The 23,636-nt window shown below is 71.3% G+C and carries 23 protein-coding genes; 14 read left to right on the top strand and 9 right to left on the bottom strand.

Features of this window, described 5'->3' with window-relative positions; translation table 11 throughout:
- The first annotated feature begins 6 nt into the window (after window positions 1-6).
- From nadD to holA, 8 genes are all read left to right on the top strand, one after another.
- A complete protein-coding gene (nadD, locus tag LZP97_RS10250; protein ID WP_228287198.1) occupies window positions 7-729 on the top strand; it encodes a nicotinate-nucleotide adenylyltransferase in 723 nt (240 codons plus the stop codon).
- On the top strand, window positions 726-1,226 hold the full coding sequence (rsfS, locus tag LZP97_RS10245; protein ID WP_048770810.1) for a ribosome silencing factor: 501 nt from the start codon (window positions 726-728) through the stop codon (window positions 1,224-1,226). The genes nadD and rsfS overlap by 4 nt, the downstream gene beginning before the upstream one ends.
- The gene (locus LZP97_RS10240) at window positions 1,223-1,876 is read left to right on the top strand and encodes a histidine phosphatase family protein (RefSeq protein ID WP_010594229.1); all 654 of its coding nucleotides are present in this window, start codon (window positions 1,223-1,225) and stop codon (window positions 1,874-1,876) included. Before rsfS ends, LZP97_RS10240 begins: the two co-directional genes overlap by 4 nt.
- Window positions 1,863-2,636 (top strand): diglucosylglycerate octanoyltransferase, encoded by a 774-nt coding sequence (octT, locus tag LZP97_RS10235; protein ID WP_026137649.1) that lies wholly within the window; start codon window positions 1,863-1,865, stop codon window positions 2,634-2,636. Before LZP97_RS10240 ends, octT begins: the two co-directional genes overlap by 14 nt.
- Window positions 2,637-2,641: 5 nt before the next feature.
- Window positions 2,642-3,460, top strand: a complete 819-nt coding sequence (locus LZP97_RS10230) for a DegV family protein (RefSeq protein WP_026137650.1) — start codon at window positions 2,642-2,644, stop codon at window positions 3,458-3,460.
- A gap of 92 nt (window positions 3,461-3,552) precedes the next feature.
- Window positions 3,553-4,356, top strand: coding sequence for a ComEA family DNA-binding protein (locus tag LZP97_RS10225; RefSeq protein ID WP_048770812.1), 804 nt, complete (start codon window positions 3,553-3,555; stop codon window positions 4,354-4,356).
- Window positions 4,353-5,891 carry a ComEC/Rec2 family competence protein gene (locus LZP97_RS10220; protein ID WP_048770814.1) on the top strand — a complete coding sequence of 513 codons (1,539 nt, stop codon included), beginning with the start codon at window positions 4,353-4,355 and terminating at the stop codon, window positions 5,889-5,891. Before LZP97_RS10225 ends, LZP97_RS10220 begins: the two co-directional genes overlap by 4 nt.
- Window positions 5,888-6,856 carry a DNA polymerase III subunit delta gene (gene holA / locus LZP97_RS10215; RefSeq protein ID WP_010594235.1) on the top strand — a complete coding sequence of 323 codons (969 nt, stop codon included), beginning with the start codon at window positions 5,888-5,890 and terminating at the stop codon, window positions 6,854-6,856. The genes LZP97_RS10220 and holA overlap by 4 nt, the downstream gene beginning before the upstream one ends.
- Window positions 6,857-6,917: 61 nt before the next feature.
- Here the strand turns inward: holA and rpsT are convergent, their stop codons facing one another.
- Window positions 6,918-7,178 (bottom strand): 30S ribosomal protein S20, encoded by a 261-nt coding sequence (rpsT, locus tag LZP97_RS10210; protein WP_003937021.1) that lies wholly within the window; start codon window positions 7,176-7,178, stop codon window positions 6,918-6,920.
- A 342-nt stretch (window positions 7,179-7,520) separates the two neighbouring features.
- On the opposite strand from rpsT, the gene LZP97_RS10205 reads away from it, so the two are divergent.
- Window positions 7,521-8,402, top strand: a complete 882-nt coding sequence (locus LZP97_RS10205) for an aquaporin (protein ID WP_010594236.1) — start codon at window positions 7,521-7,523, stop codon at window positions 8,400-8,402.
- A 38-nt stretch (window positions 8,403-8,440) separates the two neighbouring features.
- On the opposite strand, the gene LZP97_RS10200 is transcribed toward LZP97_RS10205, so the two are convergent.
- Complete coding sequence (locus tag LZP97_RS10200; RefSeq protein ID WP_026137651.1) at window positions 8,441-9,010, bottom strand: type II toxin-antitoxin system PemK/MazF family toxin; 570 nt, start codon at window positions 9,008-9,010, stop codon at window positions 8,441-8,443.
- Window positions 9,011-9,197: 187 nt separating this feature from the next.
- On the opposite strand from LZP97_RS10200, the gene lepA reads away from it, so the two are divergent.
- Both lepA and LZP97_RS10190 read left to right on the top strand, forming a co-directional pair.
- Entirely contained in the window at window positions 9,198-10,985 is a 1,788-nt protein-coding gene (lepA, locus tag LZP97_RS10195) for a translation elongation factor 4 (RefSeq protein WP_230831611.1), read from the top strand.
- Window positions 10,986-10,991: 6 nt separating this feature from the next.
- Window positions 10,992-11,924: an NAD(P)H-dependent flavin oxidoreductase gene (locus tag LZP97_RS10190; RefSeq protein WP_234575020.1), complete on the top strand. Its 933-nt coding sequence runs from the start codon at window positions 10,992-10,994 to the stop codon at window positions 11,922-11,924.
- Window positions 11,925-11,928: 4 nt separating this feature from the next.
- On the opposite strand, the gene LZP97_RS10185 is transcribed toward LZP97_RS10190, so the two are convergent.
- On the bottom strand, window positions 11,929-13,887 hold the full coding sequence (locus tag LZP97_RS10185) for a glycoside hydrolase family 15 protein (RefSeq protein ID WP_010594240.1): 1,959 nt from the start codon (window positions 13,885-13,887) through the stop codon (window positions 11,929-11,931).
- A gap of 64 nt (window positions 13,888-13,951) precedes the next feature.
- Here LZP97_RS10185 and LZP97_RS10180 point away from each other — a divergent pair, with 64 nt between their 5' ends.
- Window positions 13,952-14,158, top strand: coding sequence for a hypothetical protein (locus LZP97_RS10180; RefSeq protein WP_010594241.1), 207 nt, complete (start codon window positions 13,952-13,954; stop codon window positions 14,156-14,158).
- 98 nt (window positions 14,159-14,256) lie between these two features.
- The gene (locus LZP97_RS10175; RefSeq protein WP_040275162.1) at window positions 14,257-15,273 is read left to right on the top strand and encodes an extracellular solute-binding protein; all 1,017 of its coding nucleotides are present in this window, start codon (window positions 14,257-14,259) and stop codon (window positions 15,271-15,273) included.
- A 68-nt stretch (window positions 15,274-15,341) separates the two neighbouring features.
- Here the strand turns inward: LZP97_RS10175 and LZP97_RS10170 are convergent, their stop codons facing one another.
- The 6 genes from LZP97_RS10170 to LZP97_RS10145 form a co-directional block, all read right to left on the bottom strand.
- Entirely contained in the window at window positions 15,342-16,223 is an 882-nt protein-coding gene (locus LZP97_RS10170; protein ID WP_010594243.1) for a universal stress protein, read from the bottom strand.
- A gap of 72 nt (window positions 16,224-16,295) precedes the next feature.
- On the bottom strand, window positions 16,296-17,051 hold the full coding sequence (locus LZP97_RS10165; protein WP_010594244.1) for a sirohydrochlorin chelatase: 756 nt from the start codon (window positions 17,049-17,051) through the stop codon (window positions 16,296-16,298).
- Window positions 17,048-18,370 (bottom strand): sulfate adenylyltransferase subunit 1, encoded by a 1,323-nt coding sequence (locus LZP97_RS10160; protein WP_010594245.1) that lies wholly within the window; start codon window positions 18,368-18,370, stop codon window positions 17,048-17,050. The genes LZP97_RS10165 and LZP97_RS10160 overlap by 4 nt, the downstream gene beginning before the upstream one ends.
- Window positions 18,371-18,372: 2 nt before the next feature.
- Complete coding sequence (cysD, locus tag LZP97_RS10155; RefSeq protein ID WP_010594246.1) at window positions 18,373-19,317, bottom strand: sulfate adenylyltransferase subunit CysD; 945 nt, start codon at window positions 19,315-19,317, stop codon at window positions 18,373-18,375.
- Entirely contained in the window at window positions 19,314-20,051 is a 738-nt protein-coding gene (locus LZP97_RS10150; RefSeq protein ID WP_010594247.1) for a phosphoadenylyl-sulfate reductase, read from the bottom strand. Before LZP97_RS10150 ends, cysD begins: the two co-directional genes overlap by 4 nt.
- Window positions 20,048-21,775 (bottom strand): nitrite/sulfite reductase, encoded by a 1,728-nt coding sequence (locus LZP97_RS10145; protein WP_234575018.1) that lies wholly within the window; start codon window positions 21,773-21,775, stop codon window positions 20,048-20,050. Before LZP97_RS10145 ends, LZP97_RS10150 begins: the two co-directional genes overlap by 4 nt.
- A 512-nt stretch (window positions 21,776-22,287) precedes the next feature.
- Between LZP97_RS10145 and hemW the strand changes: the two genes are divergently transcribed.
- Entirely contained in the window at window positions 22,288-23,490 is a 1,203-nt protein-coding gene (gene hemW, locus LZP97_RS10140; RefSeq protein WP_040275167.1) for a radical SAM family heme chaperone HemW, read from the top strand.
- Window positions 23,491-23,636: the final 146 nt, after the last annotated feature.

Below are 23,636 nucleotides of genomic sequence, written 5' to 3'. Positions count from 1 at the left end.
ACCATCGTGCACGAGCCATCCGTCCCGAATTCCCCGCCGCGCCGGCGCGTCGGTGTCATGGGCGGAACCTTCGACCCCATCCACCACGGGCATCTCGTCGCAGCCAGCGAAGTAGCCGACCGGTACGATCTCGACGAGGTCGTGTTCGTGCCCACCGGACATCCCTGGCAGAAGTCGGGACACGATGTCAGCACGGCAGAGGACCGCTATCTGATGACGGTCATCGCGACCGCCTCGAATCCGCAGTTCTCCGTCAGCCGGGTCGACATCGAACGCGAGAAGGCCACCTACACCGTGGACACACTGCGCGACCTGCGTGCCCTGATGCCCGACGCCCAGTTGTACTTCATCACCGGCGCCGACGCGATGGCATCGATCCTGTCGTGGCAGGACTGGGCCGAGCTGTTCGAGCTGGCCCGGTTCGTGGGGGTGTCGCGTCCGGGCTACGACCTGCACGTCGAGCACCTCGCCGAGCATCTCGCGAAGCTGCCGTCCGACACCGTCGGTCTCGTCGAGATACCTGCGCTGGCCATCTCGTCGACCGACTGCCGGACGCGGGTGCGTGAGCACAGACCCATCTGGTACCTGGTGCCCGACGGGGTGGTGCAGTACATCAGCAAGCGCAACCTGTATCGGCCCGCGAACTCGCGGCGCCCCGACGGCACGACGACCGTGTCTCATCCCCACCCCGAGTCCTGTCCCCACCCCGAGAGGAAGACCCCGCAGTGACGGCAACTGCAGAAGCCATCGAGATGGCACGCATCGCGGCCCGCGCGGCCGACGAGAAACTGGCCACCGACGTGGTGGTGCTCGACGTGTCCGAGCAACTGGTCATCACCGACTGCTTCGTGATCGCGTCCGCGGCCAACGAGCGCCAGGTCAACGCGATCGTCGACAACGTCGAGGAGAAACTGCGGCTCGCCGGGCACAAGCCCGTGCGGCGCGAAGGCACCCGCGAGGGTCGTTGGACGCTGCTGGACTACGTCGACGTGGTGGTGCACATCCAGCACGACGACGAACGCAACTTCTACGCACTCGACCGGTTGTGGAAGGACTGCCCGGTGATCACCGTCGACGGCATCGGCGCGCCCGCGCCGGCGGGTGACACCGGCGCGCCCGCGCCGGCGGGTGACACCGGCGCGCCCGCGCCGACCGGTGACACCGGCGCCGGTGCAGCGGCAGGCGGCACCACTCCCGTCCCGGACGACGCACCGGGGGACCGGTGACCCACGCGGTACCGGTCCGGCGGCTGATCCTGGTACGCCACGGCCAGACCGAATACAACGCCACCAGTCGCATGCAGGGGCAGCTCGACACCGAGCTGTCCGCGCTGGGGCGGCGGCAGGCCGTGGCCGCGGCCAGGGTCCTCGTCGAGCACAGTCCCGTGGCCATCGTCTCGTCCGATCTGCGGCGCGCCTACGACACCGCCGTCGAACTCGGTGACCAGGCCGGGCTGCCGGTGGAAATCGATCCGAGGCTGCGCGAGACCCATCTCGGCCGGTGGCAGGGCCTGACCCATCACGACGTGGACGCGGTGTCCCCGGGGGCCCGCGCGGCGTGGCGGGCCGACGCCACCTGGGCACCCCCCGAGGGTGAGAGCCGGGTCGACGTGGCGCGGCGCAGCGCCCCGGTGATCCAGGAACTGCTCGACAAGCACGAGCAGTGGGTGCATCGGCCGATCATCGTCGTCGCGCACGGCGGACTGATCGCGGCACTCACGGCCGCCCTGCTCGATCTTCCGGTCGACCGGTGGCCGGTCCTCGGCGGACTCGGCAACACCGGCTGGGTCCAGCTCAGCGGATACGGTGACCGGCCCGCGTGGCGCCTCGACGTGTGGAACGCGACGGCGACGGTGGCGGCCGATGACGTCCTCTGAGCCACGGCCGACGGCCGGTCCGCGCCGGCCGACGCTGCTGGTGATCGGGGACTCCCTCAGCTACTACGGCCCGAAGGGCGGGCTCCCGGCGGACCATCCGCGAATCTGGCCGAACATCGTGGCGCGCGAACTCGACTGGGACGTGGAGCTCGTCGCACGGATCGGGTGGACGACCCGCGACGCGTGGTGGGCCATGACCCAGGATCCGCGCGTGTGGGCGACGATCCCGCGGGCCGGTGCCGTCGTGCTGGCCGTCGGGGGCATGGACACCCTGCCGTCCCCGCTGCCGACGGCGCTGCGCGAAACACTGCGTTACGTACGCCCACCGCGGTTACGCCGCGTCGTACGGGAGACCTACGGGTGGCTGCAGCCCCGGCTGTCCCCGCTCGGCTGGCCGGTGGCCCTGCCGCCGCGGGTCAGTGTGGACTACCTCGAGACCATCCGCGAGTCGCTGGCGTACATGCGGCCGGACCTTCCGGTGATCGCCACGCTGCCGTCGGTACACCGCAGCGCGCAGTACCGCGCGGTGCACCGCGGTCGTCCCGCCGCAGCCCGGGCCATCAACCGGTGGGCGTCCGAGAAGTCGGTTCCGCTGGTCGATCTCGGCGAGGCCGTGCACGCGGACATCCACTCCGGGGACGCGAATCCGGACGGCATCCACTGGGGTTGGAACGGGCACAGCGAAGTTGCCGCCGCGGTGGCCGAGGCGGTACGGATGGTGCACCGGGATGCGCGCGTCGCCGCGGAGAACATACGGTAGGCGGCGTGTCTGTAGTAGTGGTGACCGATTCGTCGTGCTGTCTCGACCCGGAACTGGTGGAGCGCTACGACATCCGTGTCGTGCCGCTGCACGTGATCGCGGACGGTGTCGAGTTGCGCGAGGGCGTGGACGACCTGCCCGCCGACCTCTCCGGCGTCACGACCTCCGGTCCCTCCCCGGCGGAACTGACGGAAGCGTACGCCGAGGCGCTGTCCGACAGCGGCGGCGACGGGGTGGTGGCCGTGCACCTGTCCCGTGAACTGTCGGGTACCTGGTCGGCTGCCCGCTATGCCGCCGATGCCCTCGGCGACCGGGTGCAACTGGTCGACAGTCGAACCACCGCAATGGGTCTGGGATTCGCTGCTCTGGCGGCGGCGGAAGCCGCCCGGTCCGGTGCGGATGTGCGGGCGGTGTACGAACGGGCGGTGGAGGTCGCCGCCCACAGCCGGACACTGCTGGTGGTCGACCGGCTCGACCACCTGCGCCGCGGCGGCCGCATCGGTACCGCCACAGCGCTGCTCGGCACCGCTCTGGCGATGAAACCCGTGCTGCACCTCGTCGACGGCCGGCTGGTGCTGCGGGAGAAGACCCGCACCATGACCAAGGCGATGACGAAACTCGTCGACGGCGTCGTCGACACCGCGGAGCCGGTGACCGCGGTGGCCGTGCACCACCGCGAGGCCCCCGAACGCGCCGAGCGGCTCGCCGCGGAACTCGCCGGCCGGCTGCCCGCCGGGACGCCGCTGTCGGTGTCGGAACTCGACGCGGTCCTCGGCGCCCACGTCGGTCCCGGCGCCGTCGGGGTGGTCGTCTCCCGAGCGTAGGAGTTGTCCACAGGCGGACGGTTCATCCACAGATTCGACGACTCGTCCCAGCCTTCGCGGTGGCGGCGGTCGTGTCCGGTTAGCGTCGCGCCATGGGCAGCAGCGACGAGCACGACCTCGTGCGCAGACGGCTCGACGGGATCGCCCGGTCCGCCGGCGACCGTCCTCCGGCGGCGCCGGACGACGATCCGTACCCGTGGTACGACGCGGCCGGCACCGCCGATCCGCCGGGTCCGTTCGAGCGGTTGCGTGCGGCCCGCTGGCAGACCGGTCGCGGCGGGACCGGGGCCCTGGCGGTGGTCGGTGTCGTGGTCGTGCTCGTCACGCTCGTCGTGACCTGGCGCGATCGTCCCGTCGCGGAACCGGTTCCGCCGCTGCCGGCGGTGGAGGTCGTAGCACCGCCGGCGGATCCCGTTGCGCCCCGGCAGGACTCGGCGCCGGAGGAGGTGGTGGTCAGTGTGGTGGGCCTGGTGGGCAAGCCCGGCCTCGTACGAATCGCGCCCGGCTCGAGGGTGGCCGATGCGCTCACGGCCGCGGGCGGCGCCCTCGAGGGGGCGGACCTGACCGGATTGAACCTGGCGCAACGCCTCGCGGACGGCGACCAGATCGTGGTCGGCACCCTGCCACCGGTTCCGCCGGCGAGCGGAATCTCCGGCGCCGCAGGGGCAGGGGACGCCGGAACGTCCGGCGCGCCCGAGGCCGGGGGGCCGGTGAATCTCAACACCGCCGACGAGGCGGCCCTCGATGCGCTGCCCGGCGTAGGTCCTGTCACCGCCGCCGCGATAGTCGCGTGGCGCCGGGACAACGGTCCGTTCAACGACGTCGAACAACTCGCCGAGGTCGACGGGATCGGTCCCGCGCGGCTGGCGCGCCTGCGGACGCTGGTGGTGGTGTGACCGAATCCGGCCGTGACGACGCGCGCCTGGTACCGAGCGCGGCCGCGGCGTGGGCCGCAACCGCGCTCGGGTTGCACGCCGGCTGGCAGGTTGCGCTGGGGCTCGCGGCGATTGCCGCGCTGTGCGCGGCGGCCACGCTCGTGCCGATACGCCGGGGGCGGTTCCGTGCCGGGGCCGCCCCGTTGCTCGCGGCTCTCGTCGTCGCCGCCGGGTTCTCTGCGGCAGTCGCACTACGGGTATGGGCGGTCGAGACGCATCCGCTTGCCGGCGCGGCCGCGCGTGACGGCTGGGCCACCCTGGCGGTCGAACCGACCGAGGATCCGAAAAGACTGGGGGACAGCGGATTCGGGGGAGATCAGGTCCTGGTCCCGGCGAGAGTGCACCGCGCCGACCTGGGGGCCGGTCGGTACACCGGCGGCGGGGCCGTCGTGGTGTTCGCCCCCGCCGAGGAGTGGGCGGAGCTGCTGCCGGGGCAACGGGTCACCCTGCGCGGCCGGCTCGCCGAATCCAGCGGCGCGGACCTGACGGTGGCCGTGGTCCGGGCCGACGGCCCACCCCGGTCGGTGCAGGCCCCCTCGCGGGTGCAGCAGTGGGCGGGGCGGATCCGCGAGCGACTCGCCTCGGCGTCCGGAGCGGTGCTCCCGCCCGCTGCGGCCGGCCTCCTGCCGGGCCTCGTGGTCGGCGACACCTCACGCCTGCCCGACGACGTGCGGGAGAGCTTCCGGGTAGCGGGCCTGACCCACCTGACTGCGGTGTCCGGTGCCAACGTCAGCATCGTTCTCGGCGCGGTGCTGCTCGCCGTGCGGGGACTCGGCCTCGGCCCCCGCACGGGCGCCGCGCTCGCGGCCGTCGCGCTGGTGGCGTTCGTCGTCGTCGTGCGCCCGTCGCCGAGCGTGCTGCGTGCCGCCGCGATGGGCGCGATCGGATTGCTCGCGCTCGTGACGAGCCGACGACGGAACGGGCTGCCCGCCCTGGCGGCCACGGTCGGGGTGCTGCTCGTCGCCGCACCCGAACTCGCGACGGACGCCGGGTTCGCCCTGTCGGTCGCGGCCACCGCCGGCCTGGTGCTGGTGGCACCGCTCTGGGTGACCCGGCTGCGGGCCCGCGGGTGGCCCCGCGCGGCGGCCGAGGTGTTCGCCGTCTCGGCGGCCGCATTCGTCGTGACCGCACCGATCGTCGCCGCGCTGTCCGGCACCGTCAGCGTCGTGGCGATCGCGGCCAACGTCCTGGTCGCACCGGTGCTTCCGCCGTTGACCGTGCTCGGTACCACCGTCGCGGCGGTCTCCGCGGTGTCGCCGGCCGTGGCGGAGCTGCTCGCTCGCGGGACCGCGCCCATGCTGTGGTGGATCCTCGAGGTGGCAGCGCGTGCCACGGCCCTGCCCCTGGCGGAGGTGCCCGTCCCGGCGGGCGTGAGCGGAGCGGTCGCCGTCGTCGGCGGGCTCGTCGCTGCCCGGTACCTGCTGCGGCTACGGCGCGGACGCCCGGCCGGGGCACCGACGGTGATGTCCGGGGGACGTGGCACGATCGATCGGTGACCAACCCGCAGTTGCATCTCGTGCTCGGTGACGAAGACCTCCTCGTCGAACGGGCCGTCGCGCGGATCGTCGGTGCCGTCCGGGCCCGGACGGGGTCTGGTCCCGAGCTCACCGTCTCGCGGCTGCGCGCCGGCGACGCCGGCGCCGCCGAACTCGCCGAGCTGCTGAGCCCGTCGCTGTTCGCCGAGGACCGGGTGGTCGTCCTCGAATCCGCCGCGGAGGCCGGCAAGGACGCCGTCGCACTGATCGTCGACGCGGCGACCGACCCACCCGAGGGGGTGACCCTCGTCGTCCTGCACAGCGGCGGTGGCCGCGCGAAAGCCATGGTGGGCGAACTGCAGAAGTGCGGCGCCGAGACCCACGAGTGCGCCCGGATCACCAAGCCGGCCGAGCGCGTGGACTTCGTGCGGGCCGAGTTCCGCACCGCCGGTGTTCGAGTAGCACCGGAGGTCGTGCAGGCCGTGATCGACGCCGTGGGCTCCGACCTGCGGGAGCTGGCGGCGGCGTGCAGTCAGCTCGTCGCCGACACGGGCGGCAAGATCGATGCTGCCGCCGTGCAGCGTTACTACTCCGGCAAGGCCGAGGTCACGGGGTTCGAGGTGGCCGAGAAGGCCGTCGCGGGTGACGAGGCCGGGGCGCTGGAATCGCTGCGGTGGGCGACGCATCGTGGTGTCGCGCACGTCCTGCTCGCCGACGCCCTCGCCGATGCCGTCCACACGATCGCACGAGTCGGTTCGGCCGGGCGCGGCGACCCGTTCAAGATGGCCTCGGAACTCGGGATGCCGCCCTGGAAGGTGAAGAAGGCCCAGGGGCAGGCACGCACGTGGGATCCCCGATCGATCGGGGCGGCGCTGCGAGTGGTGGCCGATCTCAATGCCGACGTCAAGGGCGCGGCCGCGGACGCCGACTACGCGGTCGAGCGCGCCGTGCGCCGCGTCGCGGAGCTGGCCGGCCGGACCCGTTAGACGACGGAAGCCGCCCGGTCCGAGGACCGGGCAGCTTCCGGAGCAGAGCTTGCGTTCTACCTCAGAGTCCGTTGGCGACCTTGGCCAGAGCGGACTTCTTGTTGGCGGCCTGGTTGGCGTGGATGACGCCCTTGCTGGCTGCCTTGTCGAGCTTGCGGCTGGTGGAGACGAGGAGCTCGGTGGCCTTGTCCTTGTCACCGGCGGCCGCGGCCTCGCGGAAGGAACGGATCGCCGTGCGCAGCGAGGACTTGACCGACTGGTTGCGGAGTCGGTTGCGCTCGTTGGTGCGGATCCGCTTCACCTGGGACTTGATGTTGGCCACGCGTAAAATCCTGTCGTCTTGCTGGTAGTTGGTCGGAAAGCTCTGGGCGCACTACGGCACCGACGGACCACGATACCAGCGGCCCGGCGGAACCCCAAAACTGGTACCCGGGACCGCACACCGGGTGCCGATACGGTCGCGTCCGGCCGGCCTGCCGGGAACTGTCCTCGACGTCACCGGAAGTTGTTGTGGCGGTCATCCGGCTTGCGTAGTGTCCGCTGTGTTCTGTTGCGGTAGTGCTGTGCGGCCGGTGGGCCCGTCTTCGACCCGCGGTGTTCGCCAGTGCGGATGTTCGACACATCGGATCCGGTCCTTCGGGGCCGCACGACGCGAGGTGGGCGCATGACGAACGAACACGAGACTGGTCCCGAGGACCGGGCGGCGAACCGGAAGGCGGACCGGGTACGCGGCGGTGCCGAGCCCGAGACGGCGCTCGAAGCCGTCGAGAAGGAAGAATTCTCGGACGCGAAGAAGTACGCAGCGGAGGCGATCGGCACGTTCGTGCTCGTGTTCTCCGCGGTCGGCACGGCGGTCTTCGCCGGAGACAAGGTCGGCAATCTGGGCGTCGCGCTGGCGTTCGGGCTGACGCTGCTCTTCCTCGTCTACGCCATCGGGCCGATCTCCGGGTGTCACGTGAACCCGGCGGTGACGGTCGGTCAGCTCGCGATCGGGCGGGTCACCGCCAAGCGGGCGGTGTTCTACATCGTGGCCCAGATCCTCGGCGGGCTCGTCGCGGGCGTGACGATCTACTCGGTGGCGCAGTCGCTCCCGACCTACGACCGGGCCGCGCAGGGACTCGGTGCCAACGGTTGGGGACCGCACAGCCCGTCGGCAGTGGAAGGACCGCTGGGCGGGGTGCTCATCGACGGTTACGGAATCGGCGCGACCATGATCGTGGAGGTGCTGCTGACCGCACTCCTGGTGTTCGTGGTGCTCGCCGCGACGGACCAGGCCTCGGACGTGCTGCTGGCCGGCGTGTCGATCGGCTTCACCCTGACAGTGATCCACCTGATCTCGATCCCGATCGACAACACCTCCGTCAATCCGGCCCGGAGCATCGCGGTCGCTCCGTACCAGGACGGTGCGCTCGCGCAGCTCTGGCTGTTCATCCTGTTCCCGCTGATCGGCGGCGCCCTCGGGGCGCTCGTCTACCGGTCGCTGTTCGGCCGGTTCGCCGGGCTGCGGCCGTCCGTGGCGCCGCCGGCCGGCGTCCGCCGACGGTGACGGGACGCGGCTACCGCCGACGGTGACAGGACGGCCGGCTACCGCCAGCCGTAGTCGGCGCGCAGGCGCGCCGCGACCTGCTCGAACCGGGACCGGCCGAGCACCGCGCCTTCGCGCCGGATGCCGTCCTCGGGCACGTCGAGCACGCGGTCCAGCCGGACCCAGCTGGGCCGGTTGCCGGCGTCCCAGCTGCCGTTACCGAGCGCCAGCCAGTCCCGGTGACCGTCCCGGTCGTCGTTCGACGACAGCATGAGGCCGAGCAGGGTGCCGCCGTTGCGTCCGACGACGAGCACGGGCCGGTCCTTGCCCTTGGTCGCGTCCTCCTCGTAGGCCACCCACGTCCACACGATCTCGCCCGGGTCGGCGCGGCCGTCGAGATCGGGGGCGTACGCGATCTGCCGGGCGCGCTGCGCGGTGGGGGAAGTACGGGAGGTCACCGGACGGCCCGGCTTCGGGACCGGTCGGGTGGTGTCGGCTGTCCCGGAGCCGAGGGCGGTCCGGGCCCGGTCGAGAGCGCCGGAGCGCTGCATCTGCTCGAGCAACCGCGGCCCCTGCTCGACCGCGAGCCGTCCCAGTTGCCTGCCGAGTTTCTTCCATGTGCCAGCCACGTCGGCGAGCTTAGCGGCGCCCGCCGCCGCACAGGTGCGGCCGCGGGACCGGACCCGCCGCGACTTGGATATTCTGCAGGGGTGACCGCGGCCCGCCAGGGCTGCTGCCCGTCCGAGTCAGGAGCCCGACATCAGCACCTTCGCCGACACCACGTTCACGGACCCCGCGAAGATCCGGAACTTCTGCATCATCGCGCACATCGACCACGGCAAGTCGACGCTCGCGGACCGCATGCTGCAGCTCACCGGTGTGGTCGAGGAGCGCCAGATGCGTGCTCAGTACCTCGACCGGATGGACATCGAGCGCGAGCGCGGGATCACCATCAAGGCCCAGAACGTGCGGCTGCCGTGGCAGGTCGACGGCGAGGACTACGTCATGCACCTCATCGACACGCCCGGGCACGTCGACTTCACGTACGAGGTCTCCCGTGCGCTCGAGGCGTGTGAGGGTGCGGTGCTCCTCGTCGATGCCGCCCAGGGCATCGAGGCGCAGACCCTCGCCAACCTCTATCTCGCTCTCGACAAGGACCTGACGATCATCCCGGTCCTGAACAAGATCGATCTGCCCGCGGCCGACCCGGACCGCTACGCCGCCGAGATCGCACACATCGTCGGCTGCGAGCCCGAGGAGGTGCTGCGGGTGTCGGGCAAGACCGGGGTGGGCGTGCGGGAACTGCTCGACGAGGTGATCCGGCAGGTACCGCCGCCGGTCGGCGACCGCGACGCGCCCGCCCGCGCGATGATCTTCGACTCGGTGTACGACACCTACCGTGGCGTCGTCACGTACGTGCGTGTGGTCGACGGCAGGATCGTGCCGCGCGAGAAGATCAAGATGATGTCCACCGGCGCCACCCACGAGCTGCTCGAGGTGGGCATCGTCTCGCCCGAGCCGAAGGTCACCACCGGGCTCGGAGTCGGCGAGGTCGGCTATCTCATCACCGGCGTGAAGGACGTGCGTCAGTCGAAGGTCGGCGATACGGTCACCTCGGCGCGGGGCGGCGCCGCCGAACCCCTCACCGGTTACCGGGAACCCCGCCCGATGGTCTACTCCGGCCTGTATCCGGTCGACGGGTCGGACTATCCCGTCCTGCGCGATGCCCTCGACAAGCTGCAGCTCAACGACGCCGCGCTCACCTACGAACCCGAGACGTCGGTGGCACTCGGCTTCGGTTTCCGGTGCGGCTTCCTCGGCTTGCTGCACATGGAGATCACCCGGGAACGACTCGAGCGCGAGTTCGGCCTGGACCTGATCTCCACCGCTCCCAACGTGGTCTACCGCGTGGTCCTCGAAGGTGGGCAGGAGCACATCGTCACCAACCCGTCGGACTGGCCCGAAGGCAAGGCCCGCGCGATCTACGAGCCGATCGTCAAGTGCACGATCATCTCCCCGAGCGAGTTCATCGGTTCGATCATGGAGCTGTGCCAGTCGCGGCGTGGCGAACTCGGCGGCATGGACTACCTGTCCGAGACCCGGGTCGAGTTGCGCTACACCCTGCCGATGGCCGAGATCATCTTCGACTTCTTCGACTCGCTGAAGTCCCGCACCCGCGGCTACGCCAGCCTCGACTACGAGGAGGCCGGGGAGCAGGAGGCCGCACTGGTGAAGGTGGACATTCTGCTCCAGGGCGAGGCCGTCGACGCGTTCAGCGCGATCGTGCACAAGGACGCGGCCGCCGCGTACGGCAACAAGATGACCACCAAGCTCAAGGAGCTGATCCCGCGTCAGCAGTTCGAGGTGCCGGTGCAGGCGGCGATCGGGTCGAAGATCATCGCCCGGGAGAACATCCGTGCGATCCGCAAGGACGTGCTCGCCAAGTGCTACGGCGGCGACATCAGCCGCAAGCGCAAGCTGCTCGAGAAGCAGAAGGAAGGCAAGAAGCGGATGAAGACGATCGGCCGGGTGGACGTCCCGCAGGAAGCGTTCGTGGCCGCGCTCTCGTCCGAGGCGTCCTCGGACAAGCCGAAGGGGAAGTAGTCCACCGTGCTCGAGACCTGGCTCACCCGCACCCTGGGCATCACCGTCCCGCTGCTCGGCGCCCCCATGGGCGGCCGTGCCGGCGGCCGCCTGGCCGGGGAGGTGACCCGGGCCGGCGGGCTCGGCCTGATCGGGGCCGCGCGCTACAACACCTCGGAGTGGCTGGCCGCCGAGTCGGCGGTGGCTCGTGAACTCGGGGGTGGACCGCTCGGTTTCGGGCTGATGACCTGGTCGCTCGCCGACGACGACAGTCTGCTCGACGCGGTGCTGGCCGAACGGCCCCGCGTGGTGTCGCTGTCGTTCGGCGACCCGGCCCCCTACGTGCCGCGCGTGCGGGCGGCCGGTGCCGTCGTGATCTCGCAGATCAACACGATCGACGACCTGCGGGTCGTCGAGGCCGCCGGGGTCGACGCCGTCGTCGCCCAGGGGCACGAGGCCGGCGGTCACACCGGACACATCGGGACGTTGCCGCTGCTGCAGGAGGTGCTCGAGTCGACGTCGCTTCCGGTGCTCGCCGCGGGTGGCATCGCGTCCGGGCGGGGACTGGCTGCGGTGCTCGCGGCCGGTGCGGAGGGCGCGCTCGTCGGCACGGCGTTGCTGGCGAGTCCCGAGACGGTGGGACCGGAGTACGCCCGGGACCTGCTCGTCGCGGCGCGCAGCAACGACACCGTCTACACCGACGTCTTCGACCGGGCCCGGCACCAGCCCTGGCCGGCGCGGTGGGGTGGCCGGGCCCTGGCGAACGACTACACCGCCGAATGGCACGCGCGCGGCGCCGACGAGGAGACGCTCGCCGCCGCGTACGACGCGGCCGACCCCCGGCGGGGCGTGGTCTACGCCGGGGAGGCCGCCGGGCTCGTGCGGGAACAACGGCCCGCCGGCGAGATCGTCCGGGACATCGCGGACCGTGCGGAGGAACTGTTGCGCCGATCCTGGTAGCGGGTCACGGCGCACGGCGCGCGGGCTGGAACTCGCCGGCCGCGATCTGCTCCTCCGCGCGGATCACGTGCACGACCGCATTGATCTGGGCCAGGTGGGTGAAGGCCTGGGGGAAGTTGCCCAGGTGCCGGCCCGAGCGCGGGTCGATCTCCTCGGCGTAGAGCTTGAGCGGGCTGGCGTAGCCGAGGAGCCGTTCGCACAGGATGCGGGCCCTTTCCACCTCCCCGATCTCCACGAGGGCGGAGACCAGCCAGAACGAGCAGATCGTGAAGGTGCCCTCCTCGCCGGTCAGCCCGTCGTCGGTCGAGTCCACCCGGTACCGCAGGACCAGTCCGTCCTCGGTGAGTTCGTCCTCGATCGCCAGGACCGTCGCCCGCACCCGCGGATCGTCGGCCGGCAGGAACCGCAGCAGCACCACCAGCAGCGCCGAGGCGTCGAGGGAGGGGTGCCCGTAGCGCTGGGTGAACACCCCGCGCTCGTCGACGCCGTGCGCGAGGATGTCCGCCTTGATCTCGTCCGCCACGGCCTCCCACCGCACCGCGTAGTCGGGGCGGCCGTGTGTGCGCGCCAGCCGTGCGCCCCGGTCGAGCGCGACCCAGCACATCACCTTGGACGAGGTGAAGTGCTGGGGCTCACCCCGCACCTCCCAGATGCCGCGATCGGGCAGGCGCCAGTGCTGCTCGGCCTGCCCGACGAGGCGTTTCACGGCCGGCCAGAAGGACTGGGGCATGTGCCGGCGGGTCCTCGCGTGCAGGTACACCGAGTCCAGCATCGCGCCCCAGATGTCGTGCTGCACTTGATGATACGCATCGTTTCCGATCCGTACCGGACGCGCTCCGTCGTAGCCGCACAGGTGCTCGAGCTGCGATTCGGTGAGCACCCGCTCGCCGCCCACGCCGTACATGACCTGCAACGGCTGCAATGTGCCGTCCTCGCTGCGGGACGCGTCGGAGATGAAGGCGAAGAACGCGTCGGCCTCCCGGTCGAGCCCGAGCGTGTACAGACCCCACAGCGCGAACGTCGAATCGCGTACCCACGCGTAGCGGTAATCCCAGTTCCTTTCTCCGCCAGGTGTTTCCGGAAGGGATGTGGTGGCTGCGGCGAGCAGTGCCCCGGTGGGCGCGTAGGTCAGTCCCTTGAGGGTCAGTGCGCTGCGCTGCAGGTAGCTGCGCCAGGGGTGATCGGGGAAACGACCGGTGGTGATCCACTCCCGCCAGAAGTCCGCGGTCTCGGCCATCTTCGCGGCGGCCTCCTCGTACGTCCCCGGGCACGGCACGTCCGACCACGACAGGGCGACGAACGCCTTGTCGCCCTTGCGCATCCGGGTTCGTGCCCGTGCCTCCCCGTCCTCGAGGCCGAGCCGGAGATCGGTGGTGAGCCGCAGTTCGGGGTGCTCCCCGGGTTCACCGGCGGTGCAGTACGCCGTGGCCTCCTCGTACACCTTGCCCGTGTACTCCCAGCGCGCCGGGGCGCGATGGTAGTCGAACGCGGGGGCGCAACTGACCTCGAGTTCCACGGTCCCGCTCACGCAGCGGACGGTGCGCAGCAGCATGTGCTCGGCGTCCCAGTCCGTCGGTGTCCGCGTGTGGGTCCGCGACCGCTCCTGGACGGCATGCCACGGCGCCATCACCAGGGCGTCGCGCACCACTATCCATCCCGTCTCGGTCTGCCACGTCGTCTCGAGGATCAGTCCACCGGGCAGGTACCGGCGTGCCGCCGGGACGGTGCGGTCGTGCGGGCCGATGCGGAAGTAGCCGGCACTGCGGTCGAGGATCGCGCCGAACACGCTGGGCGAGTCCGGCCGGGGCAGGCACATCCATTCGACCGCCCCGTTGCGGGCGATGAGGCAGGTCGTTTCGCAGTCCGACAGGAACGCGTAGTCGTCGATCGGCGGGTAGGGGCTCCGGTGCGGCGGGTGCGAATGCGCGGACGAGAGCCCCGATCCTTCAAACGTGTGTGCCATCACCACATGATCCCGGCACCCGGCCCCCGGCGTCCACCGAACGGGTGCCGACTAGGGTGGGGGCGTGGATCGGGCGGCATCGTGGTGGGACGGCTTCGAGTTGTGGCTGGCCGGCCTCCCGTTCGTCCCGCAGGTCGCGCTCGTGCTGGGTGTCGTGGTGCCGGTGTGCGCCGGCGTGGCCTGGTTGCTCGACCGTGCCCTCGCGGGCGTCCTCGCGGCCGTCGGGCGCAGGGAGCCGGCCGCGTCCGAACCGAAGACGGAGGATCGCTGACATGCCGCGCTCACGCGTGACCCTCACCCTGGCCGCCCTGCTCGTTCTCGTCGTCGTGGCCTGGCTGCTGACCCGTTGATCCGCGCCGGAGGTGTGTCGTGAGATTCCGTCCGAGCCGGCACGTCGTCGCGCTCGCAGCCGCCGCCGCGCTCACGGCGTGCTCGGCCGGTGACGGGCGGGGGAGCGACGACGGTGGGGCCGGCGCCGGCCCCACCGTCGACCTGTACGCCGCCGAGGGGGCCCGGGCAGCGCTGGACGCGGTGATCGCCGCGTTCGGCAGCACCGACGCCGGCGAGGACGTCCGCTTCGACGTCACGTCCGGTCCGTCCGCGCAGCAGGCTGCCGCCGTCGTCGACGGCGCCTCGGCGGATTTCGTGACCTTCGCCACGGTGCCGGACCTGTCCGGGCTCGTCGATGCCGGGTTGGTCGACGCGGACTGGAACGCGGGGGTGTACCGGGGGATTCCGTACGGATCCGTCGTGGCGATGCTCGTGCGGGAGGACAACCCGTGGGGCGTGACGGACTGGGACGACCTGCTCGCTCCGGGCCTCGAAGTGATCACGCCCGACCCGTCGGCTTCCGGCGCGGCCGAGCTCAACCTGCTCGCCGCCTACGCCGCGACGAGCAACGGCGGTGCCGACCCGCAGGCGGGCCGGGACTACCTCACGGCGCTGGTCGGTGACCACATCGAGTCCTGGCCCGCGAGCGCCGAAGAGGCCGTGGAGATGTTCGTGCGGGGTGCCGGCGACGTGCTGCTCCTGTCGGAACGCGACGCGGTCCGGCTCGAGCGCGACGGCGCCGCGGTCCGGCGCGTGCCCTTGACCACCACCCTCCGGATCGACAGTCCCGCGGTGGTGATCGACAACGCGCCCGACGTGGTGGCCGCTCAGGAGTTCAACGACTTCCTCTACACCGCGCAGGCGCAGAGGATTTGGGCTTCCGCCGGATTCCGGCCGGCCGACCCGGGCGTCGCGCGGGAGTTCGCCGGAGACTTCCCGGCCCCCGAAACGCTGTGGACCGTCGACGATCTCGGTGGCTGGAGTGCGGTCGAGGCCGAGCTGTTCCGGCCCGGCACCGGCAGCATCGCCGTGATCTACGCCGAGGCGACGAAGTAGGAGGATGCCGCCCCCACGGTCGAGGCGCTCGAAATTCCTTGCGCGAAGCGGAGTTCTGGGACCGAGGGTCATTCCCGGCAGATGAGCACCGGGCAGCGGGAATGGTGGAGCAGGCCCTGACCGGTGGAGCCGAGGAGGGCCGACGCGATCGTGCTGCGACCGTGGCTGCCCACCGCGACGAGTTGCGCGTCGACGGAGCGCTCGATGAGGGCCACCATCGCGCCGCGGCGCTCGAGCTCGGGCCGCACCTCGACGTCGGGATATCGCTCGCGCCACCCGCCCAGGCTCTCCGCGAGGTCGGCGGCCTTCTGCTGCGCGTACGTCGACCAGTCGACGAAGCGCGCGGACTCGTCGTAGCCGCGCAGGGTGGACTGCTCGGTCCACGCGTGCACCGCGATCAACGGGACGCCGAGGAACGAGGCGAACTCGAACGCGTGCTCGATGGCGGCCGTGCTCAAGGCGCTGCCGTCGACACCGACGACGACCGGCCGGGTGTCCACCTCCTCGTGGTCGCCTTCGCCCCGCCACGCCACGACCGGGCAGCGGGCCTGGTTGGCGACGCGGACGACGTCGGAGCCGGCGAACATCGAGCGCAGTTCCCCGGTCGTGGTTCGGCCGACCACCAGCAGACGGGCCGTATTCGACAGTTCGACGAGGGTCTTCGCCGGGGGGCCCGACCGGCTGCTGCAGTCGACCTCGACATCCGTACGACCGTCGAGCGCCGCGCGCCGGGCACGTTCGAGCAGCCGTTCGCTGTCGGCCTGCAAGAGCTTGGCGAACTCCTCCCTGGATCTGCCGGTGGCGCTCGGCGCCTCGGGGAGCACGTTGACCAGGTGCAACGGCTCACCGAAGATCCGGGCGGCGGACGCGGCCCAGTGCGCCGCGGAGAACGAGCCGTCCGAACCGTCGACCCCGACGACGATCCCGTGCCGAATCGGTGCTGTGGCCATGACGATGCCTCCTTGCCTCGAGTCCAGTCTGTGCCGACAGGACCGGAGTGCGCCAGAGGCAATCGGTGGGCGTCAGGCGGTGCGACGCGACGCGACCCCGGCGTGCACGAGCGACTGCCGGTAGCGCTCGTCGACCACGAACCCGACGGCGGGGGAGTCCGCGAGGGTGCCGGAACAGACGACCTCCGGGAACTCCGCCCGGGCGGCGGCGACGGCGCGGTCCCACAGCAGTCCGGGCGCGAGCATCCAGGGGGCGAGCACGAGCGTGCTGGCACCGGCGGCACGCAGGTCCGCCAGGGCGTCGACGACCGTCGGCGCCGCGGCGGTGGCGAAGCACGTGCGGCCCCACGCCCACGCCGTGCCCCGCAGCAGGCGCGGGGTGATCGCCGCGGTGGCGGCATTGGCGTCCCGGCGCCGGGATCCGACCGCGCACAGGGCGACGCCCACGCTCGGGTCGGTCCGGGAGACACCGGCCGCGCCGATCGTCTCGCGGACCGCGGACACGAGACGGTCGTCCGCGCCGAGGACGTCCGCCTGGACCACGTCGAGACGCGGATGCCGGACGCGGGCCTCGGCGAGGAGCGCGGGCAGATCGACCCGGGCGTGGAAGGCGCTGCCCAGCAGCAACGGGACCACCACGACGCGGCGGTGCCCCTCGGCGGCGACGGCATCGACGACCTGCCCCACCGAGGGGGTGTTCAGATCCAGGAACGCAAGCCGCACCTCCCGGTCCGGGTGGCGGTCCCGCAGCGCCGCCAGCGCGGCAGCCATGGCGCGCGCCGAGCGCGGGTCACGGCTGCCGTGCGCGACGGCGACGAGGGGGATCATGCGGGGACGCGGTCCCCGAGCTCGATCTCGGCGAGGCTGTTGCCCACCAGGCCCGCGGCGAGGGTGTTCCCACCGGCGGGGTCGATGAGCAGGAAGCTGCCCGTGCGGCGGTTGACCTTGTAGTCGTCGGCCGCGATGGGTTCGGCGACCCGGACGGTGATGCGGGCGATCTCGTTGAGTTCGAGCGACTCGGGGGCGGGAACCGACGTCAGGGTCTGTTCGTCGAAGCGCTCCTCGAGCGTCCCGACGATCGCCTGGGTCGTGCGGGTGCCGTGCTTGAGCAGCAGCCGGGCGCCGGGCCGCAGCGGCTTCTCGGCCAGCCAGCACACCGTCGCCTCGAACTGGCCGATCGGTTCCGGGGCGGCGGCCGGGGCGGCGATGACGTCCCCGCGCGAGACGTCGACGTCGTCCGCGAGGACGAGGGTGACGCTGCGGCCGGCATGGGCGAACGCGAGCTCGCCGTCGGCGGTGTCGATCCGCTCGATCGTGGTCCGGGTGCCCGCGGGCAGGATCACGACCTCGTCGCCGGGCCGGACGGTGCCTGCCGCGATCTGTCCGGCGTAGCCGCGGTAGTCCGGGTAGTCGGCGGTGCGGGGCCGGATCACGTACTGCACCGGGAACCGCAGCCCGATCTCGTGGCGGCCGTGGACGTCGGCGTCGACCGGGACGGACTCGAGGTGCTCGATGAGCGTCGGGCCGTCGTAGTACGGCGTGTTCTCCGAACGGACCGCGACGTTGTCGCCGTGCAGTGCGGAGACCGGGATCTCCTGCACGTCCTCCGGCGACCAGCCGAGCGACCGGGTCAGCTCGTTGAACCGGCCGCAGATGTCGGCGAACACGGCCGCCGGGTCGTCGACCAGATCGATCTTGTTGACCGCCAGCACGAGCTTGGGCACGCCGAGCAACGCGAGCACGGCGGCGTGCTTGCGGGTCTGCGCGACCACACCCTTGCGTGCGTCGACGAGCAGCACCACGAGCTGGGCGGTGGATGCCCCCGAGACGGTGTTGCGGGTGTACTGCACGTGTCCCGGGGTGTCCGCCAGCACGAAACTGCGCCGGGGGGTGGCGAAGTAGCGGTACGCGACGTCGATGGTGATGCCCTGTTCGCGCTCGGCACGCAGGCCGTCGACGAGCAGGGACAGGTCCGGGGTGTCGAGCCCCTTGTCGACCGAGGCGCGGGTGACCGCGTCGATCTGGTCGGCGAGCACGGACTTGGTGTCGTACAGGAGCCGGCCCACCAGGGTGGACTTGCCGTCGTCGACACTGCCGGCGGTGGCGAGCCGGAGCAGCTGCGTGCTGTGCACGGGGAGGTCGCTCATGATCAGAAATATCCCTCTCGCTTGCGGTCCTCCATGGCCGCTTCGGACACGCGGTCGTCGCCGCGGGTGGCGCCGCGCTCGGTGAGCCGCGACGCGGCGACCTCGTCGAGGATCGCCTCGTTGTCGGCCGCCTCGGACAGGATCGCGCCGGTCGTGGACCCGTCACCGACCGTGCGGTAGCGCACCGACCGGACCTCGAGTTCCTCACCCTCGGCCGGGCCGCCCCACACGCCGGGTGTCATCCACATGCCGTCCCGCCGGTACACCGGGCGCTGGTGGGCGTAGTAGATGCTCGCGAGTTCGATGTCCTCGCGGGCGATGTACCGCCAGATGTCGAGCTCGGTGAAGTTGCTCAGCGGGAAGACCCGCACGTGCTCGCCCGGGGCGTGCCGGCCGTTGTAGAGGTTCCACAACTCGGGCCGCTGCCGCTTGGGGTCCCACTGGCCGAACGCATTGCGCAGGGAGAAGATCCGTTCCTTGGCGCGGGAGCGTTCCTCGTCGCGGCGGCCGCCGCCGAACACCGCGTCGAAACGGTTGTCGGCGATGGCGTCGAGCAGCGGCACCGTCTGCAGCGGGTTGCGGATCCCGTCGGGCCGCTCGGTGAGGCGGCCGTCGGCGAGGTAGTCCTCGACCTTCGCCACGTGCAACCGCAACCCGTACTTCTCGACGACGTGGTCGCGGAACTCGAGGACCTCGGGAAGATTGTGCCCGGTGTCGACGTGCAGCAGCGCGAACGGCAGGGGCGCCGGCCAGAAGGCCTTGAGCGCCAGGTGCAGCAGGACCGTCGAGTCCTTGCCGCCCGAGAACAGGATCACCGGGCGCTCGAACTCGCCGGCGACCTCGCGGAAGACGTGGATCGCTTCCGACTCGAGGGCGTCGAGGGTGTCGAACCTGGTGCCGTCCGACGTGTTCCGGGATTCGGTGAATTTCGTGTCGATGAGTGTCATGAGGCGTGCAACCCGCATTCGATCTTGGCTCGGCCGGCCCACCGTCCGCTGCGCGGATCGGCTCCGGGTAGTGGTTTGGCGGTGCAGGGGGCGCACCCGATGGAGGGGTAGCCCTCGTCGACCAGGGGATTGACGAGGATCCCGTGTTCGTCGATGTAGTTCTGCATGTCCTCGTCGGACCACGCGGCGATCGGGTTGATCTTCACCAGCCCGAAGGCGTCGTCGAAGGAGATCAGCGGGGCGTTGGCCCGGGTCGGGGCCTCCACCCGGCGGATGCCGGTGACCCACGCCTGGTAGCCCGCCAGGGTCTGCTTCAGCGGCACCACCTTCCGCAGGCGGCAGCACTCGTTGGGGTCCCGCGCGAACAGGTCCTTACCGAGCAGGGCGTCCTGCTCGGCCACCGTCTGCTGCGCCTTGGCCTCGACCAGGTTCACGCCGTACACCTGCGCGACGGCGTCCCGGGTGCCGAGGGTCTCGGCGAAGTGGTAACCGGTGTCGAGGAAGAGCACGTCCACGCCGGGGTGCACCTGCGCCGCGAGGTGCACGAGCACCCCGTCCTGCATGTTCGACGCCACGATGTACGAGTCGCCGAAGTTCTCCTCGGTCCACTGCAGCAGGTCTTGCGCCGAGGCGCCCTCGAGAGCGGCCGCCCCCTGCGCGGCCAGTTCCCGCAGTTCCTCCGTCGTCCGTGTCGTCGTCACGTTCCGTCCTTCGATCGTCTGCTCCCCGGTCATCGCAAATCGGCCTCGTCCGCGCGCAACACCCACTGCGAGAAGCGTTCTCCCGCGTTGCGGTGCTTGACGAAGTTGCGCACCACCCGCTCGATGTAGTCGCCCGTCTCGGCGCTGGTCACCTTGTGCTGGCGCAGCTTGCGGCCGAATGCCGCGTCCATGCCGAGCGTCCCGCCGAGGTGCACCTGGAATCCCTCGACCTGGTTGCCGTCCCCGTCGTCGACGAGCTGGCCCTTGAAGCCGATGTCGGCGACCTGCGACCGTGCGCACGAGTTGGGGCAGCCGTTGATGTTGATCGTCACCGGAACGTCCAACTGGGCGTTGACGTCGGCGAGGCGCTGCTCGAGTTCGGGCACCAGCGCCTGCGAGCGCTTGCGGGTCTCGACGAACGACAACTTGCAGAACTCGATGCCCGTGCAGGCCATCAGGTTCTTGCGCCACGGCGTCGGGTTCGCGGGCAGACCCAGCTCGTCGAGGTCGGCGATCAGCTGATCGACCTTCTCGTCGGCCACGTCGAGCACGATGAGCTTCTGGTAGGGCGTGAAGCGGATGCGATCGGATCCCGCCTTCTCGGCCGCGTCGGCGACGGCGGCGAGGATCGTGCCGGAGACCCGGCCCGCGATGGGGGCGACGCCGACCGCGTTGAGTCCGTTGCGCAGTTTCTGCACGCCCACGTGGTCGATCGGTCGAGTCGGCTGCTCCGGGGCGGGCCCGTCCAGCATCGGCCGCTTCAGGTACTCCGTTTCGAGAACCTCGCGGAACTTCTCCACGCCCCAGTCCTTGACCAGGAACTTCAGCCGAGCCTTCGACCGCAGCCGGCGGTAGCCGTAGTCGCGGAAGACCGACACGACGGCCTCCCACACGTCGGGTACCTCGGCGAGCGGGACCCACGCGCCGACCCGTTGCGCCAGCATCGGATTCGTCGACAGGCCACCGCCGACCCACAGGTCGAACCCGGGGCCGTGCTCCGGGTGGTTCACGCCGACGAACGCGACGTCGTTGATCTCGTGCACCACGTCCTGCTGGCCGGAGATCGCGGTCTTGAACTTGCGCGGCAGGTTCGAGTACTTCGGGTCGCCGATGTAGCGGCGGACGATCTCCTCGACCGCCGGTGTGCCGTCGATGATCTCGTCGAGGGACTCGCCGGCGAGGGGGGAGCCGAGGACCACGCGCGGGCAGTCGCCGCACGCCTCGGTCGTCTTCAGGCCGACGGACTCGAGGCGTCGCCAGATCTCCGGGACGTTCTCGACTTCGATCCAGTGGTACTGGACGTTCTCGCGGTCCGACAGGTCGGCGGTGTTGCGCGCGAACTCGGTCGAGATCCCCGCGATGGTGCGCAGCTGCGCGAGATTCAGGGCGCCGCCGTCGCAGCGCACCCGCATCATGAAGTACTTCGCCTCGAGCAGATCGATGTTCTCGTCGCCGGTGTAGGTGCCGTCGTAGCCCTGTTCGCGCTGCGTGTACAGGCCCCACCAGCGGAACCGGTTGCGCAGGTCGGTCCGGTCGATGCCGTCGAATCCGGTGTGCGCGTAGATGTCTTCGATGCGACGGCGCACGTTGAGCGGGTTGTCGTCCTTCTTGACCTGCTCGTTGGGGTTGAGCGGCTCACGGTATCCGAGAGCCCACTGGCCCTCCGCGCGCCGTTTGGCGGGGCGAGTAGGCCGGGGGCGGGGCGCGGCGGTTTCGGTCGTATCGCCGGCGGGGGAGACGTCGGTGGTCGACGACATACGGGTACTCCTGGAATTCGCGGGGGACCGGATCGGGGGTCGGCAGGGCGGGCTGAGCGCGGCGCGGACATGCCTCGATCCGGCAGGAATCGGGGCTGCCGGAGGGGGTGGGCCGACTATCGACAGTCGGCGCAGAAACCGGCGGTGCAGGACAGACACCGCGATGCACAGACGCGCTTGAGGTCGACGTGGCGTCGCGCCACGAGTCGCACTCCGGGTCCGGTCATGGGGACCATTGTGCCATGTCACGGCCCTGTTCTCGAAACGTGGCGGTATTTACACCGGAAATCGGGGAAATGCCGAGGTGGCAGGGCCGGACCCGGAGTGGCGTGTCCGGGTCGTGTTCGAGCGACAGCCCCGTGCGGCTTCCGGAACACCGGCCATCCGGAACACAGGCCTTCCGGAACACAGGCCTTCCGGAACACAGGCCTTCCGGAACACTGGCCTTCCGGAACACTGGCCTTCCGGAACACTGGCCTTCCGGAACACTGGCCTTCTGGAACACTGGGGGAGTGAGCGGAACGGGTGTCGGAGTCGGTGCAGGACTCGAGCTGCCGGCTTCGGCGCTGGCCGGGATCGGTTCCCGCCCGTTCGGTGTGTACGTGCACGTCCCGTTCTGCGCGACGCGCTGCGGCTACTGCGACTTCAACACCTACACCGCCGGGGAGCTCGGCACGTCGGCGTCCCCGCAGTCGTGGCTCGAGGGCCTGCGCCGAGAGCTCGATGCCGCGGCGCAGCTACTCGGGTCTCCGCCGGCGCAGACCGTCTTCGTCGGTGGTGGTACCCCGTCGTTGCTCGGTGCCGACGGCCTGGGGCAGGTGCTCGGCGCGGTGCGATCGAGTTTCGGCCTCGCCCCCGGCGCGGAGGTGACGACGGAGTCCAACCCGGAGTCGACGTCCCCGGACTTCTTCGACCGGATCCGTGCGGCCGGATACACGCGCGTGTCGCTGGGCATGCAGTCGGCTGCCCCGCACGTGCTGGCGGTACTCGACCGCACGCACACCCCGGGCCGGGCCGTCGCGGCGGCGGGCGAGGCACGCGCCGCCGGGTTCGGCCACGTCAATCTCGACCTGATCTACGGGACCCCGGGGGAGCGGGACGAGGACCTCGACGCGTCCCTCGATGCCGTGCTCGCGGCGGGGGTCGATCATGTCTCGGCGTATGCACTGATCGTCGAGGACGGCACCGCGCTCGCCCGCCGGGTGCGGCGGGGTGAGCTGCCGGCCCCCGACGACGACGTGCTCGCGGCCCGCTACGAGCGCATCGACGCGCGGCTCGAGGTCGCCGGTCTGACCTGGTACGAGGTGTCGAACTGGGCGCGCGCCGACGATCCGTCGGCCCGGTGCGCCCACAACCTCGGCTACTGGGACGGCGGCGACTGGTGGGGGGCCGGGCCGGGGGCCCACGGCCACGTCGGCGGCGTGCGTTGGTGGAACGTCAAGCACCCGGCGCGCTATGCGGACGCGCTCGCCGCCGGTGAACTCCCCGTCGGCGGCAGCGAACTGCTCACCGCCGCCGACGTCCACACCGAACGGGTGATGCTCGAGGTGCGGCTGCGCACCGGCCTGCCGCTGGACGTGCTCACCCCGGACGAACGAGGCGCCGCCGAGACGGTCGTCGCGGACGGCCTCGCCGAACTGCGCGCCGGCCGGCTGGTGCTCACCGACCGGGGCCGGCTCCTCGCCGACGCCGTGGTGCGCACGATCCTGACCTGAGCTGCACGGCGGCGGGCCGCCCCGAATGCACGGCGGCGGGCCGCCCCGAATGCACGGCGGCGGGCCGCCCTGAACTGCACGGCTGCGGGCCGCCCCGAATGCACGGCGGTGGGCCGCCCTGAGCTGCACGGCGGCGGGCCGGCTCG

Source organism: Rhodococcus sp. DMF-1 (assembly GCF_021441945.1).
Classification (GTDB): domain Bacteria; phylum Actinomycetota; class Actinomycetes; order Mycobacteriales; family Mycobacteriaceae; genus Rhodococcus; species Rhodococcus ruber.
The sequence above is the reverse complement of the archived record's forward strand: the minus strand, read 5'-3'. Positions and strand labels throughout refer to the sequence as shown.